This is a genomic window from Ruficoccus sp. ZRK36 (genome assembly GCF_019603315.1).
Classification (GTDB): Bacteria; Verrucomicrobiota; Verrucomicrobiia; order Opitutales; family Cerasicoccaceae; genus Ruficoccus.
Genome location: NZ_CP080649.1, coordinates 2,764,907 through 2,781,598 on the forward strand (window position 1 = coordinate 2,764,907; position 16,692 = coordinate 2,781,598).

General features: G+C 57.7%; 8 protein-coding genes. 5 read left to right on the forward strand and 3 right to left on the reverse strand.

The features are described from left to right. Positions 1 to 84 precede the first annotated feature (84 nt). Both K0V07_RS12150 and K0V07_RS12155 read right to left on the reverse strand, forming a co-directional pair. Positions 85 to 4,041 (reverse strand): heparinase II/III family protein, encoded by a 3,957-nt coding sequence (locus tag K0V07_RS12150; RefSeq protein ID WP_220621660.1) that lies wholly within the window; start codon positions 4,039 to 4,041, stop codon positions 85 to 87. A 423-nt stretch (positions 4,042 to 4,464) separates the two neighbouring features. Further along, the gene (locus tag K0V07_RS12155) at positions 4,465 to 7,266 is read right to left on the reverse strand and encodes an FAD-dependent oxidoreductase (RefSeq protein WP_220621661.1); all 2,802 of its coding nucleotides are present in this window, start codon (positions 7,264 to 7,266) and stop codon (positions 4,465 to 4,467) included. Positions 7,267 to 7,370: 104 nt separating this feature from the next. Here K0V07_RS12155 and K0V07_RS12160 point away from each other — a divergent pair, with 104 nt between their 5' ends. Beyond that, positions 7,371 to 8,171 carry a helix-turn-helix domain-containing protein gene (locus K0V07_RS12160; RefSeq protein ID WP_220621662.1) on the forward strand — a complete coding sequence of 267 codons (801 nt, stop codon included), beginning with the start codon at positions 7,371 to 7,373 and terminating at the stop codon, positions 8,169 to 8,171. Positions 8,172 to 8,216: 45 nt separating this feature from the next. On the opposite strand, the gene K0V07_RS12165 is transcribed toward K0V07_RS12160, so the two are convergent. Continuing rightward, positions 8,217 to 9,254 (reverse strand): LacI family DNA-binding transcriptional regulator, encoded by a 1,038-nt coding sequence (locus K0V07_RS12165; RefSeq protein ID WP_220621663.1) that lies wholly within the window; start codon positions 9,252 to 9,254, stop codon positions 8,217 to 8,219. A gap of 198 nt (positions 9,255 to 9,452) precedes the next feature. Here K0V07_RS12165 and K0V07_RS12170 point away from each other — a divergent pair, with 198 nt between their 5' ends. The 4 genes from K0V07_RS12170 (at position 9,453) to K0V07_RS12185 (ending at position 16,555) form a co-directional block, all read left to right on the forward strand. Next, the gene (locus tag K0V07_RS12170) at positions 9,453 to 10,220 is read left to right on the forward strand and encodes a hypothetical protein (protein ID WP_220621664.1); all 768 of its coding nucleotides are present in this window, start codon (positions 9,453 to 9,455) and stop codon (positions 10,218 to 10,220) included. 83 nt (positions 10,221 to 10,303) lie between these two features. Next, complete coding sequence (locus K0V07_RS12175) at positions 10,304 to 13,732, forward strand: hypothetical protein (RefSeq protein ID WP_220621665.1); 3,429 nt, start codon at positions 10,304 to 10,306, stop codon at positions 13,730 to 13,732. After that, entirely contained in the window at positions 13,716 to 15,053 is a 1,338-nt protein-coding gene (locus K0V07_RS12180) for a hypothetical protein (RefSeq protein ID WP_220621666.1), read from the forward strand. Before K0V07_RS12175 ends, K0V07_RS12180 begins: the two co-directional genes overlap by 17 nt. A gap of 53 nt (positions 15,054 to 15,106) precedes the next feature. Continuing rightward, positions 15,107 to 16,555, forward strand: a complete 1,449-nt coding sequence (locus K0V07_RS12185) for an MFS transporter (RefSeq protein WP_220621667.1) — start codon at positions 15,107 to 15,109, stop codon at positions 16,553 to 16,555. Positions 16,556 to 16,692 lie beyond the last annotated feature (137 nt).

Sequence of the window (16,692 nt, forward strand, 5' to 3'; positions counted from 1 at the left end):
TTCACAATAAAAGAAGGCCCAGGGGCTCCGCACATCCCGTGCAAAGCCGCCTGAGCCCGTTGTGAAAAAGAATCCTTTGGATCCTTATTCAGTCGCGACGAAATCCGTCTGCAGGTCGATGGATGTCACGGCGTTCAGCGAGCGAATGACCAGGCAGTAGTGCTCGCTGTCGTTGCCGAGTGTTTTGTCGGGGAGCGTTTCGATGCTGGCCACGATGGGTTGGTCAGCCTGTACCGTGACCTGGAAGTTGTCGGCCGTGAGCAGCGTGTTTCCGTTTCCGTCTACACCGAGTGTGACCGTGCCGGCAGGGGTGATTCCGCGTGCCCAGACAACTTCCTTTGAGGTGACACCCAGGTGCCAGCGGAAGATTACCGTGTCCGCCGTGTCGAGCTCGACCACATCGTACACGGACAGGCTGGAATCATCCCAGACGGCATCGCGCACCCAAGTCTTGGCTGCCGGGTAGCTGTTACTCATGTCGGCGTAGATCTCACCGCCGTCGTCGTCCATGCTGTAGATGGTCAGCGGGGCGTTACGGTGGGCAGCATCCATCTGTTGCCCGACGACCTGGAAGTCGTCCCAGGTGGCCGTATCCACATTGATGTCACCGACCTGCAGGACGTTGTGCCCGACGGGGGACTTGAAGTGCGTCAGGTACTGCGGGTGGCTGTAGCTGTCGACCCCGGCCTCGATCAGGATCGGCTCGCCGTCGACGATGAAGCTGATGTGGCCCCGGTCCATGTGGTCATGGTTATCGTCTTCATGGCCACCCCGGAACCAGAGGCCCGAGGAAACCTTTTCCCAACTGCTGCGCCATGTCGCCATCCGTGCGTACTCGTAGCTGGTGTAGCGGGTCGGCTTCTCGGCCTTGTAGGAGGGGATGGCTCTGGCGATCATCCCATTGATGCTTGAGGAGATTTCCCCGTAGTTATGGACCACCCAGAGGGATTCGGGATCATTAAACATGACGGCCATATCCGCGAACTCCGAGATGAAGTAGCGCGCCCCATCGCGTGACCCGTAGAAGTTGTCGAAGGTATTGACAATGTAGCCACCGGCCTGCAGGTGATGGACGACCCACGAGGGATAGGACACCATAAACGGGTGGTCAATCAGGCGTCGCTCACCGTCTAGTGTCGAGTGGTAGACCGCCGAGAAGATGCACCGCATGGTGGCGTGCGCATAGGAGAGCCCTTCGACAAAGGCACCGTCCGGGCCCTGCGAGTCAAGCGTCTCCAGCATGGCCTGGATGCCGTACTCGTACTCGTCCGGGTATTGATCGGGGCCGAGGTAGACCGTGGCGTTGATCAGGCCAGTGATGGGGAAGGCCCACTGGTTGGAGTACACGGCTTGCGACTTTACGAACCAGGGGATCTCGTTTTCCCAGTCGTAGATGATGTAGCCGATCTCGCGCTGCATGAGCGCATCGATTTTCTGAAGCAGGGTGGAGTCAAGCGACCCGGCAGGGAGGATGTCGATCGCGTCGACAAAGGCCTGAATGCCGTATCCGGTGGCCTGCCAGACGCCGTCGCCCTCAGGCGGGGCCGGAGCTCCCCGGGAGTTGTCCGACCAGCCGGGGCGCTGGAGGGGATTCCAGTCTGCCAGCTCATCGAGCTGGGCGACTAACCAGTCGAGGTAGTCCGTGTCTCCGGTCATGGCATAGGCCGTCGCCATGAGCATGGTCTCTGTGCGCACCTGCGCTGAGGCCATAGCGTCGGAGCGAGACAGCGCAAACTCAACGCGGTAGGACTCGTCTGCGGTCAGATAGCGCTCATCCCAGGCGATACGAGAGTTGGCAATGTCGTCCACGCTCCATGGGCGGGTTATGATGCTCTTTGTCAACAGGTTGTCCGCCTGGGCAAGCAGTGAAGCGCGCTCGTCCGCGAGGTCCGGATCGTTAACGGCCTGATTCAGCAGGACGGAGCGGGATACGATCTGAGCGGGTGCCCGGATCGCGGAGGAGAGTGCCAAATCATCAAAGCCCAGAATGGGCGAGACATCTTCACTGGAAGGACCAATGACCAGAGTGATTTGAACCGTTGCGATCGAAGCACCTTCACCAGCGTCGTAACCGAAGTAGACGTGATTCGTTGCGGTGGGGTAGTCGCCGGTGCCGACGGACTGGGTGGAGAGGACGAGCCCGTCCGCGTCGATGAACTGCACCGTGATGGAGGAGAAGAGATTCATGCGGGCTGACGGAGCCGAGAGGGTAAACCCGACAGCCTGAGAGGTGTAGACACCCGTCTCGAAGAGCGCCGGCTCCTCGTACCAGCGGCCCAGATTAATCGTCATCGTGTAGGTGGTGCTTTCCGTCGGGGACGGATTGGGGTACTGCATGCGCATGGAGCTCGGGAAGGAGCTGGAGAAGGCCGTGTTCGAGATCGGTCCTCCCGAGTTACCGGCTGTATTGGCGCTAAAGGTAAACTGCGCATCCGGGCAGGGGCGACCGGCGTGGTCGAAGGAGATGGCGTTCGAGCCCGAGGTGAAGCTGGAGTAGTCCTGCAGCACGACGACATCCGACCGGCCATAGAGTGCGCTGGCTGTTGTGGCGCCCGAGCCTGATAGATTGATATCAGAATCGGGATCGATCTGCGTATCCGGGCCGGCTGCGAGGGACGGGTTCGTGGGGACAGAGGAGATAGCCTCCGATACCGCGAAGTCGTCGAATCCGAGGATGGGCGATAGCGTGTCGCTGGAGGGGCCAACAATCAGGGTGATTAAGACTTTGGCGATTGAGGAGCCTTCGCCTGCATCATGCCCAAAGTAAAAACGGCTGGGGGTGGTGGGGTAGTCATAGGCGTGGACGGTCTGTGTGGAAATGACCGTGCCGTGCGCATCGATGAACTCGGCCGTAATGGACGAGAAATAAATGGATCGGCTGCTGGGCGCTGCCAGGACAAAGCCGACTGCCTGCGCCGTGTAGTCGCCTGATTCAAATGTATCCAGATCCTCATACCAGCGTCCGAGATCAATCGTCATCGTGTAGGTCGAGCTGGATGTAGGCGAAGGGTTGGGGTACTGCAGGCGCATGGAGCTCGGGTACGAGCGCGAGAAGGAGTTATTGGTGATCGGTCCGCCTGAGTTGGATGAGGTATTGCTGCTGTAGGAGAACTGTACGTCCGGGCAGCGGCGGGTGGCGTAGTTGAAAGCGAGTGTGTTCGAGCCTGAGGTAAACCATGAGTAGTCCTCCAGAACGACGACGTCATCCCGGGCATAGAGCGTGGTGGCTGGCGTGCTGTTCGAGGCGGAGAGGTTGATGTTAGAATCCGGGCTATCCAGCGTATCCGCACCCTCGACGAGCGTCGGGTACATGACCACGGCCAGGTCGTCGAAGCCAAGGATAGGCGAAGTGGTATCGGTTGTGGGCCCAACAACCAGCGTAAGCTGGACGGCAGCGATGGAAAAGCCCTCCCCGGCATCGTAGCCGAAGTAAATATGGTTGGTGGACGCGGGGTAGTCGCCGGTGCCTACGGACTGCGTGGAGAGGACGGTGCCGCTGCCGTCGATAAACTCCGCAGTGATGGACGAGAACAAAGCGGCTCGCTCCGGCGTAGCCGAGAGCGTGAAGCCGACCGCCTGTGAGGTGGCTGCACCGGCAGTATAGGCTTCCGAGGTGTCGTCCCAGCGCCCGAGATCAATCGTCATTGTGTAGGTCAGGCTTTCAGTCGGGGACGCCGACGGGTACTGCATGCGCATCGAGCTCGGGTATGAGCTGGCAAATGCGCTGTTCGTTAACCCTTGGCCAGAGTTGCTGGCTGTATTCGCGCTAAAGGTTAGCTGGACGTCGGGGCCGACACGCGTAGCGTAGTCGTGGATCACCGTATTCGGGCCAGTGCTGAAGCTGGAGTAGTCCCGGAGGACGGCTACATCCATACGGCCGTAGAGGTCCGTAGCCGGGGTGGCATTCGATGCCGTGAGGTTTATGTCTGAGTCAGGGTAAGCCAGGGATGCGAGCGCCGGGTTTTCGATGACCGCAGACGTGCAGGTACTGGCGGCAAGTACAGTCGCAGCCAGAATTTTTAAACAACGAGTAATCAGCATATGGGGTGGGTGTGATGGGGTTGTGCGTGCAGATCCGGTGCTGGCCATCGCTGTGGACAGACACAGAAAACCGCGCGCGTCTGAGATAGTAGCAGACGGCAAAAAGGATAAACATAGCGCCGCGATGCGGCCTGGTGGGGTGTGGGTAGTCGGGTAGCAGGAAGGGCATCAGTACGCTTTGGGCAGGGGGTAGCGTGCGCAATATGCTTGGGATGCCTTTAGTTTGAGGTCATGGCTGTTCTCTGGCAAAAAATAATCTACTGAAGCCGTTGAAATGTCTCCAAATTAAGGGCTTATGCTTATTGATAAGGCTGTCTCGTGAGGAGGAGTCCCCCCAAGGTTGCATCGGTAAATATACCAATACAAAAGCCCGGAGCCTTGTCGGATCCGGGCTTTTGTATATTGGCTAAATCTGCTTCCTCTTCAGGGCAGTCGCGAGAAGGCCTTACGGACGATTGCGCGCGAGTCCTCCAGATGAGGGCTGATGTCGAGTGGACTTGGCAGTCCCCAGGCCTGATAAGCCTGCTGCTGGGTGAGGACCACCTGCCAGGTATGATCCTCACGCGTGTCGACGCCGGGCGGCTCGTTCCCGAGAATGGGTTGCGGCTCGCCTTTTAACCCCAGCGAGATGGCGTGTGAGGGACGTGTGTAAGCGTCGGGAATGTCGTCGGTGCTCAGTGCGCGAAGAATCGCGGCGGCTTGTCTTTTCGCGCCGCTGGAAGCGTCGGGACGGGCCAGCCGGGTCAGGGTGATGGCAAGCGCGGTGCGCAGGTTCAGGCAATTGGCGGGTTGTTCGGCGACGGCCTGGAGTGCGTCCAGGCACTGTTCGCTGCCGCAACGGCGCAGCAGGTTGATGGCGAGATACCAGTTGGGGACGCCGATGTTCTGGTTAAAGGCCCCGCTGACGAAGCCGCTGTTGCCCTCCTCGCGACTCTCGATCGCCTGGATGAGCCGGGGCTCGGCGCGCGGGTCCTGCCACATGGCGAGGATGGTTGCGGCCAACCAGGAAACATGCGAGTTACTGTGGTCGAGGCGTTCGAGGATGGCGGCCTCATAGCGCTCACGGTTCTGATAAATGCGCCAGAGGTGCCTGTCTGCTTCACCGCTGTCGAGGATGGCCAACGGGTCCATCGCAGTGTCTGATTCCTTGGCGGCTTCGGGCACGGGCTGGCGGGCGCCGGTTGCATCGAGCTTACGCTGACACTCTTTAATGATTTCTTCGGGGGTATGTCCGGATAGCCATGCGTCGGCGGAGTAGGCGGCTGCCTCTCCCATGCGGTGGATGTCGCGCTGCATGCGCACGGCATAGGCCGCGTTTGTGGTGACACCGGCCGCACGACAGGCCAGCCAGAGATTGTCGATGCCATCGGGCGTCATGACCCCATGTGGCATGTCGCAGTAGGTCATCGGTCGAAAGCTCTTGCAGCTCCACAGCCAGAAGAACGTCTCGTCATCCTCGAACTCAAAGTCTACGCTGTGCGTGTCCAGGGGGGATCGTGCTGCGCCGATAGAGTCCTCACGCTGGGTGTTATTGAGGAGGTCCTGTAGCGTGAGGCGGCTGCGCGTATGAATCTGCCGGGACTGGCGAAGGCCGAGAAGGGGGGCCAGTTGGATGAGGGTCATCTCAGGCCATGGCGTGACATTGCGGTACATGGATATCGCCGTAATGCGCGCGCGGCTGAGGTCCTCGGGGTCCGTGGGGTCCACCCAGCCTGCATCAAAGTTAAATGTTTTAACCTTTTGCTTCTCGGTGTTCAGAGCCATGGACGGCTGAGAGTAGGACAGGGGCAGTCCGTCGACCGGGCGGCCGAAGTCATAGGCTGCCCCAGCCAGGACGGCAAGGTCACCGTCTCCGGTGCCGTCGATAACGGCCTCCGTACGCACGCACAGGATACCCTCCGGCGTTGCAATGCTGGCCTGTGTGATGCGTCCGTTTTCTGTTTTCACCGCGTAGACGATGGACTCGCGAAGCAGCTCAGGGGAATTTGTGGCGTACTCGTTTTCCAGAGCCAGGGCTTTACTATCAGAGAGCCAACCCAGCCCCATCAGAATCTTGGGGCCGAGCTTATGCTGGACGGTCTCACTGGCTTGGTCGAGAGACTCGAAGCCGCCTCCTTTCTGACCGTGGAAATAAACACATATCTGGCCCGCCGTACCAATGCCCCCGAGCACGTTACCACTATCGGCCAGCAGGACTTTGCGGCCCAGCTTGCAGGCTTCGAGTGCGGCCATCGAGCCCCCTGTGCCCAGACCGGCCACAAGGATTTCACAATCCGCCTCACGCACTGGCAGGCTGATCTTTCGTTCGCTTCCGACTGTGTCGGTGGAGGGTATTTCAACCCTGTTGGCGAGATCCAAGCCGAGTGCATAGCGTTCGGACAGAGTACGGACAGGGACACCGGTGAGGGCCGGACTTGCGGCATAAAGGTTCCCCAGGGGTGCCACTCCAGAGGCGGCTGGCGTATCCGTTTGTCCATACACGGGGTAGGGCCGTGAGGCGAAACACAGGACACTGCTTTTACCAAAGGCATCGCTGTTTGCCTCACGCAGGGCGGTGTACTTTTCCAGCAAATCGCGTGGCGACAAAGGCGTGCTGCTGCTGATGCAAAGGCTCAGCGTGAGCCCATGGGGAACTCGCTCAATGTGGATCGCTTCACCGCTGTGCTCGAACGCTTGAGTGGGGAAGGCGTCTTCGCCGTTCAGGGCCAACAGCACGCGGTGTTCGTAGGCCGACGCTGAGCGTCTACGTTCGTAGGCGGTGGGCTGTGCGAGCTGGTGGAGCGTGGCGGTATCCGACGCATCGATCCACACGCGTGCCCGGAGGGTGCGTTCACCGGATTTCGTGGCCACGGAGATCTCGGTCAAATCATCACCGCGCATCATGCCAGAGATCGGAGCAGCCCCCAGCAGTGTTTCCAGGCTTCCGCGCTCGGCTCTCAGTTCGCAGCAGGCCATGACCTCGGCACTGACCGGATCGAGGTCCGAGCCCTCGTATCCGCTATGAGCAATCGTGGCCTCGCAGAATGTTCTCCAAGATGCGTTCTGGCATTCTCCTGCCGTGCGCACAAATGAACGGCCAGACTCCCATGCCACGTCAAAGTGGCGATCGAAAAGCAGCACATGCTTTCCGGCATCTCGTAGTTTCCAGGCGGCGGCGAGACCACTGTAGCCGCATCCATAGATGGCGATATCGAAGGTTTGGGTAAAAACGGACTGATAGGGCATGATGCAAAAATACACAAAATGCTCTTAAACGTCTATGGACAGACTCGCTGAATATATGTATAAATCTGCTATATATGACAGGTATTTATAGGTCATGGCCGCGTATGACGCTACCAGTGATGATTGATGAGGTGGAGCGCATGAGCGGACTCAGGCTTTGTCTGAAGCCCCTGGACCCCGATGTTCGCTCGCAGACACTGCTGGGGGAGGTGCCACCGCCAAACCGGCTACACTTTAGCCCGTTCTGTCAGCAGGTGAAGGTAAACTTCAATCATCGTTGTACGCAGTGCGATATGGGCGATGTCACCCGAAAGGCACTGGAGCATACGGACCCCTTTGTGCATGAGTGCCATGCAGGCGCACTCGAGTTGATCATCCCGCTGGTGCGCCAGAAACAGCTGATCGGCATTGGCTTTCTGGGGCAGTTTCGCCATCGGGAGCGGGGGGTGAAAGAACTGCCGGAGCTGACGGATACGCTCTTTGAGCAGTTAGGTGCGGTGGCATCCTGGGTGCAGAGCTACCTACTGCGTGAGATCGAGCTTACCCTCAGACCCAACCGCGTACAGCGCACCCGCCGCGAGCGCATTCTGTTCTTTATCCGTAGCCGACTCCAGCGACAGCTGACGCTTGAAGATCTGGCTCGCGAGCTGCATGTGTCTGTCTCGCGGGCTGGCCACTTGGTGAAGGAGCTGACGGGGAGCGGCTTTGCCGAGACGAAGCAGCGGATGCGACTGGAAGCCGCCCGCGAGATGCTGGCTCAGACCATGCTGCCCGTGGAGAGTATCGCGGGCCACGTCGGCTATGAGGATGTACGCTACTTCTATCGGGTGTTCACTGAGGACACCGGGCTGCCTCCGGGAAAGTGGCGGCAAAAGCACACCCGGATCGGTGAAAGTGAAGCGTAGATCGCCGCGCAATCGACAGGCGGAGCCTGAAAGTGGTCAGCACTTTTATCGATCGCGGGGAAGTAGAGTAGGGCCGTTATGCCAGATGCCAGGAATAAGCGTTTTATAGGCGAGGTCAGGAAGCCCCGTTCTTCCCGCATGAATCAATGAAACGACCTGCGCGACGGCTTGCTCGCCGATGCTGCATTTGTGCTGCCAGATGCCGGCCCAGTCCTCGCAGTCACCGTCTAGGGAAAGGTGGGCTACTCCAACCTGACTCGGTATCTCGCATCCGGCTTCCGTTAGCCAAGTAATCAGTTTTGCGTGGTGCCCGATAACGGCATCAGGCCGGGCTTTCGCGAGCCATTTTTTCAGAGCCTGCGGTGTGAACTCAGCAAAGATAAAGGGCTCGATACGCTCGGCTCGCGGGATTTGAGAATGAAAATAGCGCAGCGCAGACAAGTAGGCGTGGTGGGAACTCTGGTCAATGATGTGGTGAAGACTCAGGCCGATGCGGCGATAGCCCATCGAGCGGACCTGTTCGAGCGCCTGCATGAGATTGTGCTGGTAGTCAGGCATGACTTGGTGAAGTCGTGGTGTGACGATGGCTCCCTCGAATGAGACGCCCGCGAACTGTCGCCAGTCAAAGTCCAGGCTCGGAATGCTGGGGCGGGCGTGTCCGATGATGACCCCGCGGATACCCCTGCTCGCAATAATCGAAGACATCCGGCGTTCAGTCATATTCGGTTCGCATAGCCAAAATTCCTCCAGTCGGTAGCCGAGTTCACGTGCCTGTTTCGTGGCCCCCTCATAAAACGGTGCCAGCCAGGAGTATTCCTGATAGGCGCGGCGGTTTGCCATTCCGTTGATCCACGCCAGCGGCAGGAGCTCTCTGCTGCGTGAGCCGCGAACTTTTGTCATGACCTCAGATAGCCGGGCATCTGGGCTGTAACCCATCTTGGCGGCTATTCTTTTTATGCGAGCGGTTGTCTTGGGGCTGATCCTACCGGTGCCGCGAAGGGCGCATGAGACTGTCATACGGGAGACGCCAGCTTTCTCGGCTATTGTTTTCAGAGTGGGGTGGGTAGAGGGGTTCTCCTTCATCGCTGGGAATGGGGTGTGTGTTTCTTACGTATAGCTCTCCGGAGCCCCACGAGAATACCAGATCAGGTTTACGTAATGCAAAACTTGTCTGTGAATTGCAGCATGGTTGTGCGAGAAATAAACCTGTCAAAGCCGTGGCTTAATCAGCGGCATCTCACTCGTTTCACCCACCCAGTAACTCCCATTCTTCACCCCCTCATGAAAATAAAGACTCTTATCCTATTGGCGATGGCAGCTCCGCTTGCCTCCATTTTAGCACACGCTCAAACTGTTGTTTCGACCTGGACCTATGACTTTAGCGGTTCCGCTTCCACGGGGCTTGATGGCCAAAGCACGACCAGCGGGTCGCCCGAGTTAACCTGGAACTCGTCCTCCAATATCCGGGCAGACGGCTCTACCAATGGCGGTGGGGCGGCCTGGCTCCCGACTGAAGTCGTTGATGGTTACATTTACACCATAAAGGTGGATGTGGATACCTCCGGGATGTCCACCAATAGCACATCCGGCTATTATGCCGGTCTATCCTTCACCACGGACAATGAAGTCATTACGCAGTTCAGTGTAGATTCGCCGAACTACACGGTCCTTGCGTTCCGCCAGTACAATACCTCCGATGTATTGAAGCCCTCCACCTTTTACAACTGCTCGGACGGCGACGGTAATAACTTCAACAACACTACGAATATCCCACAGACTGTGACGGCGGGAACTCTGACTCTCACCATCGACACGACTGGCGATGTTTGGACTTATACGGCTTCGGTTGGGGACACGACTATTTCCGGTAGCCTGGCCTCGGGAAGCGTGAATGGCGTCGGCTTGGCGACAAACAGCGCTGGGGCCGTGTTTGATAATCTGGAGTACACGATAAGTACGCCCATCCCCGAGCCGGCCTCAGTCACATGGTTGTCCTTGGCCGGTCTATTTATTCTGATCGGCCTGTTGAAGAATAAGGCTCGTAACTAGCGTGGGCTTCATCGGCTGAGAATGGCCGTAGCTATACAACTCCAATCACATCAAAGATATAATAACCTTGTTGCTCGTATCCCATGAAACGACTCCTCCCGTATTTTAAGACATCCCTATGCGCTCTGTTTTTCACGCCTATGCTAACCTGCCTGGCTGCCTCACCAGCTGCGCACACGGAAGAACCCAGCCTGCCAGATCTTAAAATTAGCAGTGACGGTACCTTCGCCATTGATGGGGTAACGTTTGGACTGCGCTATTACGCGCCGAGCTGGAAAAGTGTCGCACAGTCAGCTCTGACTGTGGAGGGCGAGGCCCTCGCGCCGGAGATACCACTCACGCAGCCCTTCGAGGTGAGGGGGGCCTTGGACGTGGGCGAAGGTTTACCACCGGTGCAGGTACTGGAGCAGATCGTACCCGGAGCGAGTCCGGATTCTATACATGTCCGCCTAAAGGCGATACCTGGTGGCGAAACGCCCGCCAACCAGTTTTCCTTTGAGGTTGCATTACCGGTCAAAGCCTTTGCCGGGCGCAGTATTTCCGTGGACGGTCAGGGGTACGCCATGCCTATCGATCAACCCTCCACGCCCAGTCTTTTTTCTGTGCCGGAGGGAGAGCACACCGTGGTGCTGCCGCTGTCCGACGGATTGTTGAGCTTGAAGGGTAACTTCGCTCTGAGCGCGCAGGATAACCGTAAGTGGAAGTTGAGTGAGTACGTCCTCCGCCTTCGTATCCCTGGCGCAGTCAAAGACAACCTTCTACGTGAAACTGAGTTAGAACTGGACGTTAGCTACAGGCCCTATCAGCAGCAAACCGTTGATATATCCGAGGCTGCGAACCGAAGCTTTTCAGACGAAACTCCGGGCGATGGTGAAGGCGGCTGGACCGACCAGGGGAAGCAGAATGACCTTTCTGTGCTCCCGTCGGGGCCACTGAATGTCGGGGCACTGGAGTTCGATATCCTCGACCCATCCTCCAACGATGGTCTAGGCGCTATCGTAGTAGGCGGTCCAGATCGGGAAGGTTTTTCACGTGAGGCTGAGTTGACACTTCCTTCCTCCGACGAGACCGAGGGCTGGCAATCATTGTACCTGCTGCATGCTGCTGCCTGGTTGCCGCGCACGGGTACCGTTGCTGTAGGTACCATGACTGTACACTATGAAGATGGTACAGAGGCTAGCCTAGATGTGAGAAGTGGTCGCGATGTGGGTGACTGGTGGATGACGATGCCTCTGCCTAACGGGTCTGTTGCCTGGGATAGTGAGAATCCATCCTCGACGGTATCTCTGTATGCCTCGGTTTTTCCCATCGATCCCACTCGTAAGCCGGTCTCTATTACCTTTGAGGGGCAGGGGAGCACAGCTTGGATGATTGCTGCTGTGTCGGCCTCTCATGACAGGATTCCGTTTGAGTATGCTTCCCGTCCATTGACGATTGCAGTCGGTCATCACTGGGCTCGCTATGAACACCAGGTCGAGGTGAAGTCGGGTGGTGTGTTCGATTTTTCAGCTTCCGTGCCAGCTCCGGCCGGTCAATTTGGAGAGCTGATTGAAACTCCTGAGGGGCATTTTGCCTTTGAAAAGCGCCCGGATGTACCCGTGCGCTTCTGGGGCGTGAACTTCTGTTTTACTGCCAACTATCTGAACAAAAGCGAAGCCGACGCCGTCGCACAGCGGCTCGCCCGGTCCGGGTACAATGCCGTGCGGTTCCACCACTTCGAGCAAGCGCTCACCAGCAAGGGGGCAAACTCCTGGGAGCTCGATCCCGAGCTGATGGATAAGCTCGACTATCTCGTGGCCGCGATGAAAAAGGCAGGCCTGTACATCAGCTACGATCTGTTCGACGGGCGTAGCTTCAGTGACGAGGAGCTGGTGGCCTTCGGCCTGGAGCCAGGACTCACGGGCAGCCAGACGCGCAGCATGTTTAAGGGGCTGGTTCCGATCGACGAGGCGGCGTTTGCCTCCTGGGAGAAATTCGCCCGCGCCTTGATGCTGCACAAGAATCCCTACACAGGGCTGACGTGGGCAGAGGACCCGGTATTTGTTGGCGTTTGCGTCGTCAATGAGGACACCCTTTATGCTAAGATTCGGAACCCGAAAATACACGCCCGCTACGAGGCTATTTTCGAGGCGGAGTATCCAGGTATAACGGACGCTTCCGAGGACGAGCGCCTGATGGCCTGGACGGAGTTTTTGACCGAAACGCAAATCAACGCCAGCGCTCGTATGTTCAAGGCCCTGCGTGAGATGGGAGTGCGTGCACCTTTGACCGACACGAACTACATTCGGCAGAAGTTCATGACCTATCTGCGTGTGCACTACGACTACGTGGACGACCATAATTACTGGGATCACCCGGGCTTCCCGGGTAAAGCCTGGAAAGCGCCCTTTGCATTTAACCAGCGCAGTGCCATTCAAGCTGCGGCGCAGTTACCGCGCCTGATGATGGCCTCCCGTATCCCTGGTAAGCCCTTTACGGTGACGGAGTTTAACTACTGCCGACCCAACCAGTATCGGGCCGAGGGTGGGGTCCTTATGTCCGCATATGCCTCGCTGCAGGACTGGGACGGGCTCTACAACTTCCAGTACGCGATGAGTCGCGAGATGTCCGTCAACGGTAGCCACGAGAACTATTTCGCCCTGGCGTCGGATCCCATTAGTATGCTCGGCGACCGAGTTGCGGCCCTCCTGTTTCGCCGTGGTGACATTAGCCCGGCTGCGACCAGCATTACCTATGCAGTTCGGCCGGAAGAGGGCTTTATCTCCTACAACGACGGCTTCCCTCATGTTTTCACCGAGCTCGGCCTGGTCGCGCGTCTTGGCTCCTTGCCGGGCAGCCCTGAAGCTGTGTTGCAGGGTGCTGATGGTCGTCCCGTGCCCGATGCTGCCGTGGTCGGAGAGATCCCACCGCTGAAAGACCCCTCGCTCGTTGACACATTTGTCGCCGATACGGAGCTGCCACAGCAGTTGATTGCCGATGGCATCCTGCCGGAGGGCTCCATCAACGCTGAGCGCACACGCTTTGCCAGTGAGACTGACCAGATCGTGCTGGATACCGAGGCCAGTTCGATCAAGGTCGTTACTCCGCGTAGCGAGCAGTTTGTCGTGCCCCCCGAGTCCACGCTGAAGGGGGAATGTGTCAGCGTTACCAATACATCCGAGACGCAGTGCGCTGTGCAGGTAGTCGCTGTTGATGATCAACCGCTGGCCCAAAGCCGCCGTATCCTTATCACACATTTGACGGACGCTCTTCCCGAGGGCATGCGCTTCGCCGATCAGGACCGACGTCTGCTAGAAGACTGGGGGACGCCGCAGCATCTGGTTCGTAGCGGTACGGCACAGATCACTCTGAAGCTGCCCGAACCGGCCTCCTGGAAAGCCTGGGCTGTCGATGCCAGCGGTAGCCGCAAGTACCTCGTAAGCTTAGAGACCTCGGCTGACGGAAGCCTGGTGATAGATGCGAGTACTGTGACAAAAAAAGGAACACAACTCGCTTATGAACTCGTCCGATAGTGCCGCTGTGTCAGCGTCAGACACCATTCCTAAGCGGGCCCATGCAGATTTTCTACAGTCCGAGCTGCTCGCACCTTGTCGTGATCCCGAAAGCGGCATTGTCAGCTATGTGCTGACCCCAGTCGGGACAAGTGCCGGGGAGGCTCGTCTGGCCACGCTCCAGCAAAGCTTTTACTATGTGAACCCGAGCCTCTGGTTGGGGACCGAGTCTAAGCCTGCGGCTAAGTATTGGTTTATGTGTGCATGGCCGCCAAGCGATATGCGCCTGATCGCTCTGGCGGATTTTACCACAGGAAGGGTCAAGGTCTTTTCGGATGCCTCTAACTGCAGCCCTGCCAGTAACGTGCCCATGCTTCACCCGGAGACCGGTGAGGTTTATTGGGCCAACACGAACGGCATCTGGAAACTGGCCGCTGATTTTTCCTCCAGCCCGGAGTACGTGAATGCGTTTACCCAGGACGTGTTGAATAATCGGCGGCTGCAATACTATGCCTCGCACCTGACACTGGACGCGGATGGCGCATCGCTGGGGATAGATGCTCGCATCGGCTCGCAAATCTACATGGGGCATGCACCGCTCGATGGAAGCCCGGTCGAGATCTGGAACACAAGCCGTCGGCTCTATAACCATGGCCAGTGCAACCCCCGCCGCCCTGGCATTATGCTCCAGGCTCAGGAGAACCAGATCGATCAGGATACGGGACAGGTCACCTATAAAGATAATCGGATGTGGATTTCACGCCGCTCGAGCTCTGATGCTCGTGAGGCGACGTTCTTTCCGGTTTATCCACGCTCACTCAGATTTTTGGTGGATGACAGTTATCGGCCCGTGGCCACCAACCCCCACTTGGCCACGGCCCACCGTGTCGTTCGTGATGAGCCTCGTCAAATGCATGGACACGAGTGGTGGTCTGGGGACGGTGAGTACATCTACTACATCCATTACCAGACCGGGATCGAGCGTACGCCGCTAGCTACTGCGGGCACTGAGGACGCTCTGCCCGAGCTTGTCTGGCCTCACAAGACCGTCTCTCATGCGCACACTTCACCGTGTGGGAACTATCTGGTGCTCGATTCGCTACCGCCGGATGACCCTGACGCACAGCACGTGCGCTTCGTTAATTTGGTTACCCGCCGAGAGGTGGATATTGTTTCGCATATGGCCATGCCAGCGGCCAGATTCCGGGCGTACCACCCGCACTCGCATCCGCAGTTCTGCGGACCCCATGGTGAATACATCTGCTACAGCCGCATTCAGCCAAATGAAACAATCGACGTGGCCTTTGTGCGTGTCGATGACCTGATTGAAGCGACCTCCTAGAGGACGTTTCAGAAACTTATCAGGCTGCGCTACCAGCTTTAAGAATACCCCGTATGAGATTTTCCCTGAAAAAGAAATCCGGTCATGGCATGCACCACGTCAGACCGGAGGATCGCGTTCCCATTGGTCAGAAAATAGCCTATGGCTTAGGAGGCCCTCTGGAGATACTATCGGTAACGATTCCCAAGAGTGTGATTACCCCGGTATTTAATATCGGGATGGGCCTAAACCCCGTGCTGATCAGTCTGGTGGCTATGCTGTGGAGAGCATGGGATGCCTTCAGTGACCCGGTGATGGGCAATATCTCTGATAATGCGCGTACGCGCTGGGGCAGGAGGCGTCCGTTTATCGTACTGGGCGCTATTCTGACGGGGCTGACCATGCCCATCATGTGGTGGGCACCGGAGAGCTTGAGCCAGTGGCAGCTTTTCACCTGGCTGCTTGTGACGGGGATACTTTTCTACACCTGCTTTACGATTTGGTCGATGCCCTACTACAGCCTGAACATGGAGATGAGCCCGAGCTATGATGAGCGAACGATCATCACTGCGTACCGGGCGGTCCCTCAGAAGCTGGCCTATCTGCTGGCAGGCTGGATTATCGCGCTGGCCTCGATGTCGATCTTTGGCGTAAACGCAGATGGCACCCCAAATCTAATCAATGGGATGCGTTGGATCAGTCTTTGCCTGGCAGGGGCAACGATTGTACTGGGGGTGCTGCCGGGCATCTTTGTCAAGGAGCGCTACTATGCCAAAACCAAGGGCCAGAAGAAACGGCGCTTGATGGATGATGTGAAGCAAACCTTCCGCACCAAACCCTTTCTCATTTTGCTCACTATCGTATTTACCAAGCTGCTGGGCTTTGGCTTTATCGGTACGCTGGGTTTTTATCTGAACGCCTATTATGTTTGTGGTGGGGATATTAAACAAGCGGCGGTCATTAATGGAGTCAAAGCCTCCATGCTTATCCTGCCCAATCTATTTGCAGTACCGTTTTGCACCTGGCTTTCGAGTTGTTTCGGTAAGCGTGTCGTTCTCTATGTCATTAGTGCCTCGACCATTCTCGGCTTTTTGTCGGTATATATCTTTTATGATCCTGCGCACCCGTGGCTGCAGTTGATACCGGCGCTCTTGGTTTCTCCACTGAGTGCAGGTATCTGGTTGATTGCCCCATCGATGCAGGCCGATGTCGCAGATTTTGACGAGCTGGAGACTGGTAATCGCCGAGAGGGGAGCTTTTCCGCGGTCTTCTCCTGGACGACCAAGATGACCTCGACGATCACGACCGGACTAGGGGGCTTTGTGCTGGTATGGACCGGCTTCGATGTCGCCCATGGCGCAGAACAGCCGCCCCATGTGCTGGACAACATCATGCACTGCTATGTCTTGATCCCGGTCGCATTCAGTGCCGTCAACATCGTCTGTGTGTACTTCTACAGTCTGACAAGAGAGCGTATGGAGGATATTCGCGCCCAGCTCGAAGAGCGGCGAGGGGCGCTATGAGCCCTTTGGCATGGTTGCTACAGGGTTAAGTCCTTCATCTTTATCGGGCGAGAATGCTCTGGCCCGGGTGACAATAGTCACCATCCGGTGAATTCTCATTTTTCGCCTATTCGTGACGACAAGCGGGTTGAAATCTG